The following is a 17,681-nucleotide window of genomic DNA, read 5'->3' on the forward strand; positions in this document are numbered from 1 at the left end:
AACTAGGCAAAACTTACATAATTTTATTATTCTTCAACACTCACTACGCATTTATTTTTACCCGTATTCTTGCCAAGATACAAATTCTTATCAGCGATTTCAAATAGTTGCTTATAATCTTTTTGATTAAAATTAGCTATATATCCACCTATTGTAATACTTATTGTTTCTTGCAAATCACTTATTTTTAATTTAAACACTTCTTCTCTAATGTCATTTAAAAATATTTCAGCATCTTTTTTATTATCAATATCTGCAATGATTAAAAATTCTTCCCCACCCCATCTACAAATATTAATATTAAAATCAGAATATTTTTTATACTTATTGATTAAAACTATAGCCAACATTTTTAGCACAATATCTCCGGTTTGGTGACCATAAGTATCATTTATATGTTTAAAATTATCAATATCACATACCGCAATTAAAATTCTTTGTTTGTTATATTTTGATAACACAACATCTTCCATATATTTTCTATTATATAAACCTGTTAAAAAATCTTTATATACAATTTGAGCTAAATCGTTAATTTTTTTACTAGGAATAACGGTTACCAATACACCATAAACCACTAAAAATACCAATAAAACCGCTAAATTGATTGGATAAAGAACAATATTTGCATTTTTATATTCGTTAATTTCAAAAAATTTATCACTATGTAGCACAATAGAATCTGCTTGAAAATAACTAAGATAAATTAAAAAAATAATTAAAATTGTTGATACAAAACAGGTGCTTTTCTTAAAAAATAAAAATTGCACAAGTATCAAACAACATAATAACAAGTCAAATCCACTAGCACTACCTAAGTAATAAATTGCGATTAACTGATGGATTAAAACTTCAAAATATACAACAGCATAATAAATTTTTATTTTATCGCTACTAAAATTTGTAATTATTAATACATAAATTAAGGTTGAGACTATATTTACATAAAATAGCTCATATATTTTCATATAATAAAATATAAACAAAAAGGACACATGTAAAATTGTCGCCAAAAGTATGATTAAATAAATATAATCATAAAAATTAATCAGTCTAGATATTAACTGCTTGATTTGAGTTGTCATAATTTTCCTTGTTTAATGAACCTAATATTTGAATAAATTTCTTGTTTTCAACTATACTTAAATTTGCCTTGATTTCATAAATTTCTCGTATTAAATCAAGTGTAATAACATCGTTAATCTTTCCATTTTTATAAACCTTGTTGTTATGTAAAAAAATTGCTTCATCACAATATAAACTCGCTAAATTTAAATCATGTAAAACAACTATGCTTATTAAATCATTTTCAATTGTAATCTTTTTTAAAGCTTCTAATAAAATACATTGGTGTTTAATATCTAATGCGCTTACAGGCTCATCAAGTAATAAAATACTTGGGTTTTTAAGCAAAACTTGAGCAAAAGCTATCATTTGTCTTTGACCGCCAGATAAATCTTTAATATTAATATTAGCAAGATGCGAAATCTTAAATTCCTTTAAAACATTAACTGCTTTATTTAAAATTTCATCGCTTATTTTTAAACCTAATTCATTATAAGCACCTAGTAAAACTACTTCTAAAGCACTAAGGTTTGTATGAGTATGAAAACTTTGTAACATATAACCTATATTGCTTTGCCATTTTTTAATATTATCTGAATTAATATTACGATAAGTCATATTATGTTTTTTATCAAGTTGAAAAATAGCATCTAATAATGTGCTTTTACCTACACCATTAGCACCTAAAATAGCATAAATTTTACCTGATTTAAATTCTAGGTTGATATTATTTAAAATAGTCTTATTTCCTTTTTTAATACTTAGATTATTAATTTTAAGCATTTTTATTCCTTAATATAATAAAAAAGAAAAAAGGAACACCAATAAAAGAAGTTACTATTCCTATAGGAAATAAACTACCAGGAATTATCAATTTTGAAACACTAGAAGCTAAACTTAAAAATAAAGCTCCTATTATCATTGAAGCTGGTAAGAAAAATCTTTGGTCTTCTCCTATAATAAGCCTTGCAATATGTGGTGCAACAAGACCTATAAAACCTATAACGCCCACAAAAGAAATAGCAACAGAACTAACAAAAGAAACACATAATAAAACTTTAATTCTTAAATATACTAAATTAACCCCTAAAACTTTAGCATTTTTCTCCCCAAGCCTAAATACACTTAAAGCCCAATTGTCTTTTAATAAAATTAAATAACAAAATAAAGTAACCAAAAATACTATTAAAATATTCATATAATTAGCTTTTTGCAAACTTCCAAATAACCAAAATAATATTTGTTGAGATACTTCAGGACTTGATAAAAATTGCACTAAAGATAAAAAAGACTGAAATAAAAACAATAAAGCAATACCAACTAAAACTAAACTTTGAGTGTTGTATTTGTTATTTTTAGCAAACATAAATAATATTGCAGAGCTTAACAAACTAGCACAAAATGCTCCTAATGGAATGCTAATAAAAGAACTTATAAAACTTATATTAAATGCAATTACTAATGAAGCTCCAAAGCCAGCTGCAGCACTAAGACCTAAAGTATATGGACTAGCTAAAGAATTATTTAAAATAGTTTGCATCAAAGCTCCGCCAAGTCCTAATGAAGCTCCAACAACAAGTGCCATTAATGCCATAGGCAATCTTAAATTATAAACAATATTAACGAAATTCTTTTGTATATCTATATCAAGTGCTTTAGATAATAAAGCTTTACATACAATAATTAAATCAAGTTGAGCTGGTCCTGTAGAAATATCTAGTATAAAAAATACTAATGCTAATAAAAAAGAGATTAGTAAAAATCCCAATCTCTTATAAACAATTGCTTTATATGAAAGAATTTCTCTATTAAAATTTCTCATCATCAAGCTTTAACATAAAAGTTCCATCAGGAATAATTGGCAAATATTTCTTATGATAATTAATATAATCATCACTTGGATTAATATCGCTAAACAACTCAGGGTAAGCAGCTTTTGCTACAAATTCTAACATAAAAATATCCCCTAAAGTCCTTAGCATACTATGATAACCACCATAAATTCTATGATTTTTTACTGCGTTTAAATCTTGCCAAGTAGTTCTATTAGAAAATCCTCTTAATCTATTATTTGCTTCATCAAAACTTATATTATTACCCATTACCATTGAAGTTTTATTTTTCTTAAGCTCGCTTTCACGACCTGCTATAATAATTACTTCAGGGTCTTGAACTATGATTTCTTCAGGATTAATAGCTCCCCAAGTCTTAATAAATCCATCAGCAATACTCTTAGCATTTGCTTTATCAATCAAACTTCCCCACATATAATGTGAATATGTAACTCCATTATCGCTAGGGCCATTAATTCCATATTCTATATAAACTTTTACTTTATTTTTAATATCTTTAGTTCTTGTCTGAATTAATTCTAAACGACTTTTATAATCATTCATAATTTCTTCAGCTCTTTTTTCTTGGTTGGTTAAAATTCCAAAAATTTTCGTGCTTATCTCGTGGTTTTGTAATTTTCCTTCGTGATAATCTACTACTATTATTGGGATATTTGCTAGTTTAATTGGATTTAAAGTATCTTTTAATGTATCATATTGCCATTTAGCTAAAACTAATACATCAGGTTCTAATTCTAATATTTTTTCAATTGACAATGTGCCTGATTCTGCTTCACCAAAATCTGCAATTTTGTCTAAATTAGGCATTACATCTAAATACATTTGCCAAGAAATTGGACTCCACTCACTCCAAACTGCTTTTGAAAAACCAACAACTTTATCAAATGATTTTTCTCCACCAACTGCTAAAAAATCTGTATAGTAAAAACCTAAAGCTATTCTATTTACTGGAGTATTTAAAGTAATTTCGTTTCCTGTTACATCTTTGAAAGTAATTTCCTTAGCAAACAAGCTAAATGATAATAAAAATAGTAGAATAAATCTCAACACTTCTCCTTAAATTTTAAAGAAATAAAAAAAGGAATTTGCCAAAAGCAAATTCCTAATCATCAAAATGCTGGGATTATAGCACCTTTAAATTGCTCTTCAAGTATCTTCTTAATTTTTTCTGTTTTTATAACCTTTATTAAAGCTTTTACCCCTTCATTATTTTCATTGCCTTTTTTAACAGCAATAACATTTACATAAGGGCTATTTAAATCTTCTAATATTATAGAATCCTTTGTAGGATTTAACTTCGCTGCTAATGCGTAATTTGTATTAATTACAGCTAAATCACACTCATCTAAAACTCTTGGAACCTGTGCAGCTTCTAACTCTTTTATATCAAGATTTAAAGGATTTTCCGTAATATCAATAACGCTTCTAAATTTTACTTCCTTATTTGTCTTAATAAGTCCAGCTGCTTCAAGTATGTCTAAAGCCCTGCTTTCATTTGTTGGGTCATTTGGGATATATACTAAAGCATTATTTTTTAATTCTTTAATATCTTTTACCTTTTTTGAATATGCCGCCATTGGAGGTAAAAACACATTAGCAACCGCTACTAAATCAGTGCCTTTACTCTCGTTAAAGTCTTCTAAAAAAGGCTTATGTTGATACATATTAGCGTCTAATTCCCCATCATTTAATGCAAGATTTGGCAGAATATAATCATTAAATTCTACAACTTTTAACTCATATCCAAGCTCTTTTAAATCATCTTTTACATTTTCTAAAATAGTAGCATTTGGATATGGGGTAATCCCTACTCTTAAAATCTCCGCACTAGCGTATAAACAAAATGCTAAACTTAAAGCTAATTTTTTCATATTTTCTCCTTAAAAACTTGGGATTATTTCGCCCTTATATTTTTCTTCTATAAATTTTTTAATTCTTGCATCATTTATAGAATCAACTAAAACCTTTGTCTTATCACTATTAATATTATCAGTCTTAACTACTAAAACATTAGTATATGGACTATCTTTACCCTCAATAATTACCGCATCTTTTGTAGGATTTAACTTCGCTGCTAATGCGTAATTTGAATTAATCACAGCTAAATCGCACTCATCTAAAACTCTTGGTAATTGTGCAGCTTCTAACTCTTTTATATCAAGATTTTTAGGGTTTTTTACGATATCTAGTGGAGTTTTTAGCTCTACATTTTTATCAAGTTCAATAAGCCCTGCAGCTTCAAGTATATCTAAAGCTCTACTTTCATTTGTTGGGTCATTTGGAATATAAATTAAAGCCTTATCTCCTAAATCTTTAATATCTTTAATCTTTTTAGAATATGCCCCCATTGGCTCAAGATGAACTGGTGCAACTGGAGTTAATTTTGTTCCTTTTTGCTTATTAAACTCATCTAAATATGGTTTATGTTGGAAAAAGTTTGCATCTATTTCACCATCATCAACCGCTAGATTTGGTAATACATAGTCATTAAACTCAACGATTTTTAACTCGTGCCCTTTTTCTTTAACAATTTTTGCAACTTCTTCTAAAATTTCAGCATGTGGAACAGGCGTTGCACCTACACTAATAACATCAGCAAATAAATTTGCACTTAAAGCTAAACAAGCAGCTAAACTAAACAATCTTTTCATAATATCTCCTTAAATAAAATTTCCTGAATAAATAAATAAAATAACTAAAGCTAAAATTGAAATATAAAGATATTTATCCTTACCTTTTCTTAAAGCTTTTTCAACTAAATCCCCCCAAATCTGAACGATTTGAACCAATACAATCAAAACGATAACCGTTTCTACCATAATATCTGTTTTAAATCTTTGATAACCATAGCGATTAGCAACATCGCCAAGTCCCCCACCTCCTACAATTCCTGCCATTGCACTATATCCAATGACTACTATTAAAGTAAGCGTTGCTGCATTAATTAACGCAGGTAATGCTTCATACAATACGACCTTAAAAATAATTTGTATTCTACTAGCACCATAACTCTTAGCCGCTTCAATTATTCCGTAATCTACTTCATTTAAAGCACTTTGCACTAATTTTGCAATAAATGGAGCAATTCCAATTGTAAGTGGCACAATAGCCGCTGTTGTTCCTATGCTTTTTCCTATTAAAAACTTTGTAAACGGAATTAAAGCGATAATTAATACTAAAAATGGAAAAGAACGGAATATATTTACAACAAAATCAAGCACTCTATAAAAGCCTAAATTCTCATACAAACCACCCTTTTTACTAACAAAAAGAAATATTCCTAAAACAAGTCCTAGTGCAAAACCAATAATAGTAGCACTAATACTCATATATAAAGTCTCTTTTAATGCAGGATATAAAATCTTGTCAAAATGACTTAAAAAATTATCAAAATAATTCATACTTCCTCCCATAAAACGCCACTTTTATTAATATATTCACACACTCTTTGTTTATCACTTGGATTAATATTTATAATAAGTGAGCCAAGTGCAATATCATTTAGCTTTTCAATTTTTCCCCAAACTATTGAAAAATCAATATTAAGCTCTCTTGCCATTTTAGAAATTACTCCATCAAGTGCTACTTCTTTAGGGAAAATTAATCTTATATTAAGCCCACTTTCTGGCACACAATCACTCTCATCTAAGAATTCTCTCATCTTCTTACTTGGTTTTAAAAATATTTCGCTAATTTCTCCATTGCCAATGATTTCTCCACCACTTAATAAACAAGCTTTATCAGCTACTCTTTTAACAGCGTCCATTTCATGAGTTACTAATACAACGCTAATGCCTAAATCTTTATTAATTTGCTTTAATAAATCTAAGATTTGATTAGTAGTAGCAGGATCAAGCGCACTAGTTGCTTCATCACTTAATAAAATCTTAGGATTTAGTGCAAGTGCTCTTGCTATTGCAATTCTTTGCTTTTGACCGCCACTAAGATTAGCAGGATATGAATTAGCCTTATCGCTTAATCCAACCAAATCAAGCAATTCTTTAACCCTTTTATCTACATTATCTTTTTTATGTAAAAGTAAAGGCATTGCAATATTTTCATAAGCACTCTTTCTACCCATTAAAGCAAAATGTTGAAAAATCATTCCAACTTCGGTTCTTAATTTTCTTAACTCTTCTTCTTTAAGGTCTTTAATTTCTTGATTAAATACTTTTAATGAACCTGCTTGATAGCTTTCAAGTGCATTTATACATCTTAAAAGTGTGCTTTTACCAGCTCCACTTTGTCCGACAATCGCATAAATCTCGCCCTTTTTAATATCAAGACTTACATCGTTTATTACGCAAGTATTTCCGTAATACTTTTTAAGATTTTTAATTTCAATCATAACTTTCCTTAAAATTTAATTTAAAGAAAAATAAAAATTTTTGAGAGTTTTGTAAGTTGCAAAAATATTTTATCTTTCTTTTTTAGCTTGCTTGCTTTAATATAATTAATTTGCGTCTAGCTAAAAAAGAAAGTCTTTAAAAGCCAGACGCTAGCGCATCTGCATCATCATTTAAAATCCTTTGTTTAAAAATATTTGTTGATTAAAGCAAAAAATATTTTTGATGTCAAGATATTTTTAAAATAATTTTATATTATTTGTTACATTTCGTAACATTTAAAGCTTAAAAGCTATAAAAGAGCAAAAATTTGCCCACCTAAAAAAGCAATCAATTTGCTTAAAATTAGCATTGCTTAAAATTTTTATATTTTCATCATAAGTAAAAGGTATTAAAACATTTTCTAAAGCAGCTCTTTTTTGAGCTATTTCATATCTTGAATATCCTTGCAATTCCTTATAATTTTCGTAAATATCAATTATATTTTTTTGTAAAATTTTATTTTCATAAAGCACTTTTTCGCATAAAATAAAAATCCCATTTTTATTTAATAACTTATATATTTTTTGTAATAAATCTTCTCTTAAAAGTGGTCTAATAAAATGCAAGGTATAAGAACAAATTATCGCATCAAAACTATCATTAAGACTTAAAATATCTTCTATATTTTTATTAATCAAATTAATTTTAACACCTAAATCACTAGCCTTAATCCTAGCCCTATTTAGCATTTGCTCTGAATTATCAAGCCCAAAAAGCTCTAAATCATCTCTTTTTGAAAGTGCTAAAAGTGTATTTGCAGTTGAGCAACCTAAATCTAAAACCTTTGCATTTTTTGGCAAAATCTGACTTAGAATTTTAAAAATTAATTCTTGATTTTGCAAATAATACGGCACACTACGAGTAACCATATCATCAAACACACGCACCACTTTTTCATCAAATTCAAATTGTTTTATTAATTCTTCGTTAAAAACTTCATCTTTCATCTTTAGCCTTTAAACTTAGAGCTTTTATGTCTAAGTTAATTTGTTCTTTTAAACTATCAAAATTATCAAATTTTTTATTCTCTCTAAAAAATTCTAAAAACTCTATTTTAATTTTGTGGAATTTAAAATAAGAATTTGAACTATTTAAAATATGCACTTCTAAAGCCATATTTAAATCAGTTGAGCGTTTGCCTAAAAAAGTAGCTGCAAAATAACACTCATTATCTAAATAAACCTTAGTAAAATAAACCCCTTCTTTTGGTAAAAAATAATTATCATAATCTACATTAATAGTAGGGACAAAAAATTTAGCTCCTAAACCTTGACCTTTGATTTGTCTTCCTTGAATGAAATAATTTCTACCTAAAAATTTATTCACACTTTCTAAATCAGCATTCAATAAACATTCTTTAATCAAACTTGAATGAACACTTATATTATCTATTTTAAATTCATCTACGATAATACATCGTAGCCCAGAAAATTCTTGCAATTCTTTTGCGTGAGCTTGTCTATTTTTACCAAAATGAAAATCATATCCTGCTACAAAATATTTAAGTTGTGTAAAATTATACATAATATTTTGTGTAAAATTATACGCATTTTCATCTTTTATCTCATCAAGATTTACAAAAAATATTTTGCAATTTAATAATTCTTGCTTATAAATTATCGGAACTAATTCTCTTGTTTTTTTATATATTATTAATAAAGCTCCATTATCATCAAGCCTTTTTATCAGTTCAAAATGCCCTAAATGTAAAGCATCAAAACACCCTATTGCTAAACTTGTAATATTTTCTAAATCACATTTATTTGCTTTTGTTATTTCATTTTGAAAAAGCGTAAAAATATTCATAATTTCCATCTTTTCCGCTAAGTTTTGATTTTGATTTTTTAAGTAAAATCAAACCTAATCTTATTACTTCTTTTTCAAATTCTTCGCAAGATTTAAGCACAGCTTTTTCATCTTTTACCACACCATTTTTAGAACGCTTTACATTAATTCCCACTTCAAATTGTGGTTTAAATAAAATGATTAAATACTTGCTACTTAGTCTTATTAAATCATTTATAATTAATCTAGCTGATATAAAACTTAAATCGCACACTACTATTTCAAACGGAGCTGATTTAAAATCTCTAATATCTGTATTTTCAAATACTTTTACCTTTGGATTTGCTCTTAAGCTATTATGCAATTGTTTATCTCCAACATCTACACAAGTAACACTTAAAGCATTATTTTCAAGTAATATTTGGGTAAATCCACCCGTGCTAGAGCCAACATCTAAGCAATCAATTCCGCTAATTTTTAATTCAAATTCTTCTAAAAATCCTTTTAATTTATAAGCAGCCCTGCTAACATAAACTTCATCTAATAATTTACATTCATAATCTTGCAGTATCTTATCACTTGCCTTTTTTACTTCATTATTGATTAATACTTTTTCATTTTCTAATAATTCTTGAGCTTTATTTCGGCTTATATTTAATTTATTTGCTACGAATAAATCAGCTCTCATAAAAGTGCCTTAAACTCATCTTCATTAAGTATCTTAATGCCTAATTCTTTAGCTTTAGTAAGCTTACTTCCTGCATCATCTCCACACAATAAATAAGAAGTTTTTTTGCTAACACTTGAGCTAGTTTTTCCGCCGTTTTCTTTGATTATATTTTCATAATATTCTCTTGGATTACTAAGTGTGCCAGTTATTACAAAAGTCGTATTTGCAAATTTATCACTAGATTTTATATTTGTATTTTTTAGCCTTAAAATCTCATAAAATCTAATAATTAGCTCTTTATTAATCACGCAAAAATTAGCAATAGATTTAGCCATTTGCTCTCCAAATCCATCTAATTTTAAATAATCAATCTCATCTTTTAAATACCAATCAAATCCAAATTCACTAGCAACCTTGCTAGCAGCTACTTCTCCAATATGCTCACATCCTAAAGCATTTATAAAACTTGCTAATTCACAATCTTTTGATTTTTCAATAGAAGTTAAAATATTAGTTATCTTTTTATCAGCAAAACCCTCAAGACCTTGAAAATCTTCGTATTTTAGCTCATAAATACACTCAAATGTGCTGATTTTTTCAAGTTTAAATAACAATTCAATAATTTTATCCCCTAAACCATCTATATTTAGGCATTTTTTACTCGCAAAATATATTAATTGATTTAGCATTTTTGCCTTGCAATTAAGATTTATACATTTAATTAAAGCTCCATCATCTAATAAAGTTTCATTACAAGATGGACAAATTATTGGCTTTGGAATTTTAATTTGTGTGCCATCTCTTCTTTCTTTATAAACACGAGTTAATTTTGGTATAACATCTCCACTTCTAATTATGCTAACGCTATCATTAATCATCAAATCAAGCCTAGTTATCTCATCGTAATTATGTAAAGTTACTGATTTAACTATAGCTCCATCAATATTAGTAGGCTCAAGTGTTCCAACAGGGGTTATTACTCCCGTTCTTCCTACTTGATAACTAACATCAATTAATTTTGTAATTTGCTCTAAAGGTTCAAATTTATAAGCAGCCATAAATTTTGGAAATTTGCTTGTAAATTCAGTGCATTTGCTTAAATCATTTATCCTTAAAACAAAACCATCTAACATCATTTTTTTATTTAATCTATCATTTTGTAAATTCTCATACTCAATTTGCAATTTATTAGCCCTAACAACCTTGCAAAAATCATCTTTTAAAAAACCTAAACTTCTAATAAATTCCATTGCTTCGCTATGTTTTGTAAAACTAAGTGAGTTTTGCCCTATTCCGTGCGGATAAAATTGTAAATTTCTCTTTGCAACTTCGCTTGGTTCTTTAAGTCTTAATGAACCACTTGCAGCATTTCTTGGATTTGAAAATAAGCTTTCATTATTTGCTAATTTTATTTCATTTAACTTCAAAAAATCATCTTTTAAAATAACAATTTCACCCCTAATTTCAATCAATTCTTTATAAGCAATACTCTTAGGAATTGAAGTAATTTGCATAGCATTTAGAGTAATATCATCGCCTACACTACCATCTCCACGAGTAATTGCGTGAATTAATTTACCATTTTCATAAATTAAGTTTAAACTAGCTCCATCAAATTTTGGCTCAATGAAAAATTCTTCATCTTCTGCTTTTGCTCTTTTTATCCAAGCGTGTAATTCATCTTCATTAAAAACATCTTCCATAGAATACATTCTGCTAAGATGAGCTAATTTATTAAAGCCATCATTTACATCTTTTAGATTGATTGGCAATACTTTTTGTGTTGGAGAATCAGGGCTTATATCATTTGGATTTAAACTCTCATAATCTTTTATTTTTTTCATAAGTGCGTCGTATTCAGCATCACTTGCAAGTGGATTTTCTCCTAAATAATAAGCCTTTGCCCATTTATTTGCTAATTTAATATTTTCTAAATACTCTTTCATATACTTTCCATTTTTTTAAGATAATTTATCATTGCATTTTGCCCTATTACATCATGAACTCTAATATAATCAGCATTTGAATTAGCGTGAGTGATTAAACTTAAAGCTTCTTTATGCTCACCTAAAAATCTTTTGTTTGAAGCTGCTAATAAAATAGGTTTATTTAAGGTCTTAAAATGATTTAGATATTTTACTAAAACTAAATTCTCATACTCACTTTTGCCAAAACCTATTCCAACATCAATTATTACTTTACTTTCTATTTCGCTTAATTTATTTAAAAAGAACTCATAAACGCTATCTAAAATAAAGAATTTAGAATTGGAATTTGAGTTGCTTAAGCCAGTATTATTTATATAATTATCAAAATAATTATTTTGTGAGTGCATTAAAATATAAGTAGCGTCGTATTTTAAAGCTAGTTTTGATAGCTTAGTATTAGCACTAATATCATTTATATATTTAAAGCCAATATCAAGAGCATTTGTTAAACAAATCTCATCAAAACTATCCAAGCTAAAATCTATCTTATCGCATAATTTATGTTCTTTTATTAAATTAAAAATAGGCTTTAATCTATCAAGCTCTAATTTCGCTCCTAAATAAGTAGAATTAGGTCTTGAACTCATAGCACCGATATCAATAATACTTGCACCATTGTCAATAAACTCATAAGCCTTAGCTAAAAATTCCTTTTCACTAATCCTAGAACTTTCATAAAAACTATCATCATTAATATTCATAATACCCATAATTTTTGGATATTTTTTGCTTATTTTTAATTCGTTTAAAAATTTACTAAGTCTTATGCAAGAAAACTGCTGCAATTTAAGCTTATTAGCTAAATCCTTTGCATTAATGCTATCAACTAGCAAAATGCTATCGTATTTATACTCTCCACCTAAAATTGTATTTTTGTGATTTAAAACAATTGCACCTACGCTAATTGCGTCTTGTTTTAAAATATTTGCAGCGGTTGTGCTTATATTTTTTATATAAATTATTTGATGATTACTTCTTTTTAAAAATCTATCTAGTGCAAACTCACTTGAATTAATATCTTTAGCCGAGTTTTCATCTAGTAAATAAAAACTAGCTTCTCTCACGCATTATTCCTAACAATAACCTTGAAATTATAATTTTAGAATTTGAATTAAGCTTTGATAATTCATAGCATTTATAAAATTCTTCTAATAAATCACTACTAATATTTATGCCTTGTTTGTAGCATTCTTTAGCTAATGCACTTATAAATTCACTCAAACTCGCTTTATCAACATCGTAATTTACAATATCTAAATACGACATATTTTTAAGATTTAATTTAATCTCATAATTATTTTTATAATTTTCTAATTTTCTTGAAATTAATCTTGATTTAATAGTTGCTAATAAAAGATTTTTTGAACTAACTAAAATCTTAAAATACACATTAGCAGGTGGCTCTTCTAGTAGTTTTAGCATATAATTTTGAGCTTGTATGCTATATTCTTTATATGATAATACAAAATATTTATCATATTCTTCAATCAAATAAGCATTTTGCACAATCGCTTTTGCATCATCTAATAAAAACTCATCGCCACTAAAAACCTTGCAGATTTTGGTTTTTTGCCTTAAATCATTTATAAAATCATCAGGGCTTTGAGTGATTATTATCTCACTTCTCAAATCTTAACCTTTGCAAAAATAATAGCGTCTAAACAAGCGTTAATTAATTGAGCAATAGTTATTAGTTTAATATCTAAATGTTCATCACTTGACTTAAGACAAAAAGAATTATCATATTCTTCATCTAATATAAACATTAAGCTATCTTTTCTATTTTTAGCAAGTTTTGCCATTTTTGAACTATCCTTACCAAAATAAATATAAATATAACCATTAGGGTATGCTAAATCTAAAACATCATCAAGCAAATCTTCGTTTTTATCGTAATTATCAAGCTTAAAACCTTTTAAACTAAAAAATGGCAACAATGGTCTAGCACTTTTTGCATTTACAAGACTTAAAAAATACTCTTCAAACCAAGTTCTTTCATCATCACAAATCACTATAAAAGTTTTTCCATCTAATAAATAGCTAAGCCTAGAAGATAGCAAAGGGCTTATCTTAAACCTTTCGCTATCTAGCCAACTATATAGCATACCTTTTTTTTGGATAAAGTCTTTTACAAAACTTAAAAAATCCTGCATTAATCTTCCAGCTTATAAACTTTATGTAGTGTTCTAACTGCTAATTCAGCATATTTTGAGCTAACAATCATAGAAATTTTAATCTCACTTGTTGAAATCATTTGTATATTAATGCCTTCATTTGCCAATGCTTCAAATGCAGCACTAGCAACACCTGAATGAGTTTTCATACCAACTCCAACTACTGAAACCTTAACTATATCGCTATCGCTTTCTATTACTACATCACTACCTAAAAGCTCTCTCATAGCTTCACTTGCATTTTTTAATTCATTTTGTGGCACGGTAAAACCTAAATTAGTAGTTCCATCATGACCTACATTTTGAATAATCATATCAACATTAATGTCTTTTTTTGCTAAAGTTGTAAAAATACTAGCAGCAATTCCTGGCTTATCTTCAATTCTTCTTAAAACTATTCTTGCTTGATTTTTATCTAATGCTATTCCACTAACTAATGCTTGTTCCATTTTTTCCTCGCTTGTTATAATTGTTCCATTATTTTCATTAAAGCTACTTCTAGTAACTAATTTTACATTTAATTTTTTTGCTAATTCAACGCTTCTATTTTGTAAAACTTTAGCACCTAAACTAGCAAGTTCTAACATTTCTTCATAAGAAATTTTATCAAGTTTTTTAGCCTTTGGCTCAATTCTTGGATCAGTAGTATAAACCCCATCAACATCTGTGTAAATCTCACACAAATCAGCATTTAAAGCCCCTGCAAAAGCAACAGCACTCAAATCACTTCCCCCACGACCAAGTGTAGTAGTATTTCCATTTGCTGCATACCCTTGAAAACCAGCTATTACAACTATTTTTCCACTTGAAAGTTCTTTTTTAATTCTAGTTGCATCAATATCAATAATTTTTGCGTTTGTATAATCATCTGTAGTTAAAAGCCCAGCTTCTTTACCACTTAAAGAAATCGCATCATATCCTTTTGACATAAGTGCAATAGCAAGTAAAGCAGCAGTTTCTCTCTCACCACAAGAAAGCAACATATCTAATTCTTTTTTATTTGGGCTTTCTGAATAAAAATTAGCATTATCAATTAATTGATTTGTTCTACCACTCATTGCAGAAACTACCACAACTATATCTTTATAAGTCTTTTTAGACTTAATAACCCTATTTGCAACATTTTCTATGCGTTCAAGGTTGCCAACGCTTGTGCCTCCGTATTTTTGAACAACTAACATCCTATAAATCCTTCTTTTTGAAAATACTTTAAAACTTTGGTATAAAGTGGTCTTTTAAAATGATTAATATAAGGGTTTATATCCTTATAATCCACAAAAAGATGCTCTTTAAACTCAGGTTCATTGGTATTTAAATTAATCAAGTTATTATCTCTTACTTTAACTAAAAAATACCTTTGAGTTTGCCCATCAAAATTATATTTTTTCTTAACAGCTTCGTTAGGAAATTCATAGCTTAACCATTCAGGATATTCAGCAATGATTTCAAATTCTTTTGTGCCTAATTCTTCTTCAAGTTCTCTTATTAATGCTTCTTTTGGGCTTTCTCCATCATCAATCCCACCTTGCGGGAATTGCCAAACATCAATATCAAGTCTTAAAGCCACTAAAATTTTACAATTTAATGGGTATTCTTGAGACAAAACAATAGCTGCTACATTTTTTCTAAATCTTTTTTTCATCAAATAACCTAAAATTAATTTCACACGATACTATCAAGAAAAATTTAATTAAAAGCAACATTTTTACTAAAGAAATAATTATTTTTTGCCGATATGAAGCTTATGATTTTCAAGGAGAAAAAATGCAAATAAGTGCTAGAAATATAACTTTATCTTATCAAGCAGCAGCTTCTTTTAGTAGTAAAGATGAAGCACAAAAAAACATTAAAGATAGCTTAAAAAACTACGGCGTAAATATTAGCAACGAAGAATTAGACAAACTCACAGCAAAAGGCGAAAATGATAGTTTTTTTGCAATGAGTTTTGAGATTAGTATCACAGAAATTAGCATTCAAGGTAATTTAAACGAAATTGCAAATAATAGGGGTAATATTAAAGAATTTTTAAATAATTTTAAAGATTTAGTTAATGATAATTTAGATAGCAATAGTGCTAAAAATTTATTATTAGATAATGCAGAATTTGGTTCAAAAAATACTGCAAAAAGAATGGCAGAGCAAATCATAAAAAATGCAAATAATGATGCTAATAAACTAAGATTAGGCAAAGATGGATTATTAAGTGGCTTTAATGAAGCATTAAAAAGATTTAATTTCGGTGATGATTATATGAGTTTAGCTAATAAAACTCTTGATAATGCTATCAAAATGATAGATGAACAAATCGCTAAACTAGGCGAAAATTTATTAAATTTCAAAGCATAAAATGAGAATTTATATTCATATTCCATTTTGTGCTAGCAAATGCTCTTATTGTTCTTTTGCTAGTTTTACAAATCAGCAAAAAATAAACGAATATTTTAAAGCCTTAGAATTAGATTTAGCAAGGTTTTTACCATTTTCTAAAGATATAAAAAGCATATATTTTGGGGGTGGAACTCCAAGCTTTATAGACGCAAAATACTATGAAAATATTTTTAAATTATTAAAGCCTTATATTAATAATGATACAGAAATCAGTGCTGAAGCAAATCCAAATTCTTTAAGCTTAAATTGGCTTAATGCTATGCGTAATTATGGATTAAATCGCATAAGCATTGGGGTGCAAAGCTTTAATGATGAGAAATTAAAATTTTTAAATAGAGCCCACTCAAGCAAACAAGCTATAGAAAAAATCAAACTATTAAAAAATGAAAAAATATCTTTTAGTATAGATATAATTTATGGCACTTATTTAGATGATTTAAATATGCTAAATGATGAATTAAAAGTCATAAAAAGCCTAGAATTAAATCATCTTAGTGCTTATACTTTAATTTTAGAAGATAATACCCCTTTTCAAAATAAAACCGAATACATTCAAAAAGATGATGAGTTAAATTGCTATTTTTATGAAAATTTGCAAAAAATCGGGTTAAAAGCTTATGAAATAAGTAATTTTGCAAGTTCTAGCGAATATGAATGCTCTCATAATAAAGCTTATTGGAGTAAAGAAAATTACTTAGGCATTGGACTTTCAAGCGTTGGCACTAGCGATAATATTCGCTATACAGCAAGTTCAAACCTAAATGAATATATAGCAAATCCATATTTTAGGATTAAAGAAAGTTTAAGCCCAAATGACATTAGACTAGAAAGCATTTTTCTAGGACTTAGATCAAATGTAGGAGTAGATATTAATCTTATTAAAAATAAAAATAAATTAGATGATTTAAAAGATTTGGTTTTTATAAAAGATAATAAAGTATTTAATAAAAACTATTTAATATCAGATGAAATAGCTTTGTATTTAGAATAAAGCTAAGTTAATTAGAACTTATAAAGTTCTAATTAAAACTTATAGCTAAATCCTAAGTTTAATCTATATCCTGTATCAAACTCATTAGAAATATTCTTTGTAAAATCAGCATTAATGTCTAAATTAGAATTTGGTTTTACTAAAAATCCTATTTTAGCATTCAAGCCACTATCTTGGATATTGTTAAAATTGTTTTCTAAAAGAGCTACTACTTTACTTTTTGAAAGAGCATTTAGGTCTTTAAAGTATTGTAATTCAGTAACTAAGCTAAAGTTTTTGTTAAACTCAACCCCTGCTTTAACTCCTGCTTTTATACTAGCTTGAAGACCTTTTTTAGTTTCTATACTTGCATTAGTTCCTTTTAAGTCTAAGTCCTTAA

At 27.5% G+C, this 17,681-nt stretch carries 20 protein-coding genes; 2 read left to right on the forward strand and 18 right to left on the reverse strand.

Features of this window, described 5'->3' with window-relative positions; all coding sequences use genetic code 11:
• Positions 1 to 26: 26 nt before the first annotated feature.
• The 17 genes from AVBRAN12647_RS07080 to AVBRAN12647_RS07160 all read right to left on the reverse strand — a co-directional run bounded on the left by AVBRAN12647_RS07080 (position 27) and on the right by AVBRAN12647_RS07160 (position 15,565).
• On the reverse strand, positions 27 to 1,085 hold the full coding sequence (locus tag AVBRAN12647_RS07080; protein ID WP_214117737.1) for a GGDEF domain-containing protein: 1,059 nt from the start codon (positions 1,083 to 1,085) through the stop codon (positions 27 to 29).
• Positions 1,054 to 1,848, reverse strand: a complete 795-nt coding sequence (locus AVBRAN12647_RS07085; RefSeq protein WP_214117738.1) for an ABC transporter ATP-binding protein — start codon at positions 1,846 to 1,848, stop codon at positions 1,054 to 1,056. Before AVBRAN12647_RS07085 ends, AVBRAN12647_RS07080 begins: the two co-directional genes overlap by 32 nt.
• The gene (locus AVBRAN12647_RS07090) at positions 1,841 to 2,887 is read right to left on the reverse strand and encodes a FecCD family ABC transporter permease (RefSeq protein WP_250325657.1); all 1,047 of its coding nucleotides are present in this window, start codon (positions 2,885 to 2,887) and stop codon (positions 1,841 to 1,843) included. Before AVBRAN12647_RS07090 ends, AVBRAN12647_RS07085 begins: the two co-directional genes overlap by 8 nt.
• A complete protein-coding gene (locus AVBRAN12647_RS07095) occupies positions 2,874 to 3,965 on the reverse strand; it encodes an ABC transporter substrate-binding protein (protein WP_250325151.1) in 1,092 nt (363 codons plus the stop codon). The genes AVBRAN12647_RS07090 and AVBRAN12647_RS07095 overlap by 14 nt, the downstream gene beginning before the upstream one ends.
• Before the next feature lie 62 nt (positions 3,966 to 4,027).
• On the reverse strand, positions 4,028 to 4,789 hold the full coding sequence (locus AVBRAN12647_RS07100; RefSeq protein WP_214117741.1) for a MetQ/NlpA family ABC transporter substrate-binding protein: 762 nt from the start codon (positions 4,787 to 4,789) through the stop codon (positions 4,028 to 4,030).
• Positions 4,790 to 4,798: 9 nt separating this feature from the next.
• Entirely contained in the window at positions 4,799 to 5,569 is a 771-nt protein-coding gene (locus AVBRAN12647_RS07105) for a MetQ/NlpA family ABC transporter substrate-binding protein (protein WP_214117742.1), read from the reverse strand.
• Positions 5,570 to 5,578: 9 nt separating this feature from the next.
• A complete protein-coding gene (locus AVBRAN12647_RS07110; RefSeq protein ID WP_214117743.1) occupies positions 5,579 to 6,319 on the reverse strand; it encodes a methionine ABC transporter permease in 741 nt (246 codons plus the stop codon).
• Positions 6,316 to 7,266 carry a methionine ABC transporter ATP-binding protein gene (locus AVBRAN12647_RS07115; RefSeq protein WP_214117744.1) on the reverse strand — a complete coding sequence of 317 codons (951 nt, stop codon included), beginning with the start codon at positions 7,264 to 7,266 and terminating at the stop codon, positions 6,316 to 6,318. The genes AVBRAN12647_RS07110 and AVBRAN12647_RS07115 overlap by 4 nt, the downstream gene beginning before the upstream one ends.
• A 276-nt stretch (positions 7,267 to 7,542) precedes the next feature.
• The gene (cmoA, locus tag AVBRAN12647_RS07120; RefSeq protein WP_214117745.1) at positions 7,543 to 8,253 is read right to left on the reverse strand and encodes a carboxy-S-adenosyl-L-methionine synthase CmoA; all 711 of its coding nucleotides are present in this window, start codon (positions 8,251 to 8,253) and stop codon (positions 7,543 to 7,545) included.
• Positions 8,243 to 9,112, reverse strand: a complete 870-nt coding sequence (locus AVBRAN12647_RS07125; protein ID WP_336614921.1) for a bifunctional riboflavin kinase/FAD synthetase — start codon at positions 9,110 to 9,112, stop codon at positions 8,243 to 8,245. Before AVBRAN12647_RS07125 ends, cmoA begins: the two co-directional genes overlap by 11 nt.
• Complete coding sequence (gene tlyA / locus AVBRAN12647_RS07130; RefSeq protein WP_214117747.1) at positions 9,084 to 9,779, reverse strand: 23S rRNA (cytidine-2'-O)-methyltransferase TlyA; 696 nt, start codon at positions 9,777 to 9,779, stop codon at positions 9,084 to 9,086. Before tlyA ends, AVBRAN12647_RS07125 begins: the two co-directional genes overlap by 29 nt.
• Positions 9,776 to 11,707, reverse strand: coding sequence for an NAD-dependent DNA ligase LigA (ligA, locus tag AVBRAN12647_RS07135; RefSeq protein ID WP_239803631.1), 1,932 nt, complete (start codon positions 11,705 to 11,707; stop codon positions 9,776 to 9,778). The genes tlyA and ligA overlap by 4 nt, the downstream gene beginning before the upstream one ends.
• Positions 11,704 to 12,813, reverse strand: coding sequence for a dihydropteroate synthase (gene folP / locus AVBRAN12647_RS07140; RefSeq protein ID WP_336614922.1), 1,110 nt, complete (start codon positions 12,811 to 12,813; stop codon positions 11,704 to 11,706). The genes ligA and folP overlap by 4 nt, the downstream gene beginning before the upstream one ends.
• Positions 12,800 to 13,378: a DNA polymerase III subunit delta' gene (locus AVBRAN12647_RS07145; RefSeq protein WP_336614923.1), complete on the reverse strand. Its 579-nt coding sequence runs from the start codon at positions 13,376 to 13,378 to the stop codon at positions 12,800 to 12,802. The genes folP and AVBRAN12647_RS07145 overlap by 14 nt, the downstream gene beginning before the upstream one ends.
• Positions 13,375 to 13,902: a HobA family DNA replication regulator gene (locus AVBRAN12647_RS07150; protein ID WP_336614924.1), complete on the reverse strand. Its 528-nt coding sequence runs from the start codon at positions 13,900 to 13,902 to the stop codon at positions 13,375 to 13,377. The genes AVBRAN12647_RS07145 and AVBRAN12647_RS07150 overlap by 4 nt, the downstream gene beginning before the upstream one ends.
• A complete protein-coding gene (locus AVBRAN12647_RS07155; RefSeq protein ID WP_214149877.1) occupies positions 13,902 to 15,104 on the reverse strand; it encodes an aspartate kinase in 1,203 nt (400 codons plus the stop codon). Before AVBRAN12647_RS07155 ends, AVBRAN12647_RS07150 begins: the two co-directional genes overlap by 1 nt.
• On the reverse strand, positions 15,098 to 15,565 hold the full coding sequence (locus tag AVBRAN12647_RS07160; protein ID WP_214117753.1) for an RNA pyrophosphohydrolase: 468 nt from the start codon (positions 15,563 to 15,565) through the stop codon (positions 15,098 to 15,100). Before AVBRAN12647_RS07160 ends, AVBRAN12647_RS07155 begins: the two co-directional genes overlap by 7 nt.
• 122 nt (positions 15,566 to 15,687) lie before the next feature.
• On the opposite strand from AVBRAN12647_RS07160, the gene AVBRAN12647_RS07165 reads away from it, so the two are divergent.
• On the forward strand, positions 15,688 to 16,269 hold the full coding sequence (locus AVBRAN12647_RS07165; RefSeq protein WP_336614925.1) for a hypothetical protein: 582 nt from the start codon (positions 15,688 to 15,690) through the stop codon (positions 16,267 to 16,269).
• A 1-nt stretch (position 16,270) separates the two neighbouring features.
• On the forward strand, positions 16,271 to 17,302 hold the full coding sequence (gene hemW, locus AVBRAN12647_RS07170; RefSeq protein WP_336614926.1) for a radical SAM family heme chaperone HemW: 1,032 nt from the start codon (positions 16,271 to 16,273) through the stop codon (positions 17,300 to 17,302).
• Between the two features lie 32 nt (positions 17,303 to 17,334).
• Here hemW and AVBRAN12647_RS07175 read toward each other — a convergent pair.
• On the reverse strand, positions 17,335 to 17,681 hold a 347-nt coding region (locus tag AVBRAN12647_RS07175; protein WP_336614927.1), incomplete at its 5' end, for an autotransporter outer membrane beta-barrel domain-containing protein.

The sequence above is a fragment of the Campylobacter sp. RM12647 genome, assembly GCF_020138135.1.
Taxonomy (GTDB): Bacteria; Campylobacterota; Campylobacteria; order Campylobacterales; family Campylobacteraceae; genus Campylobacter_E.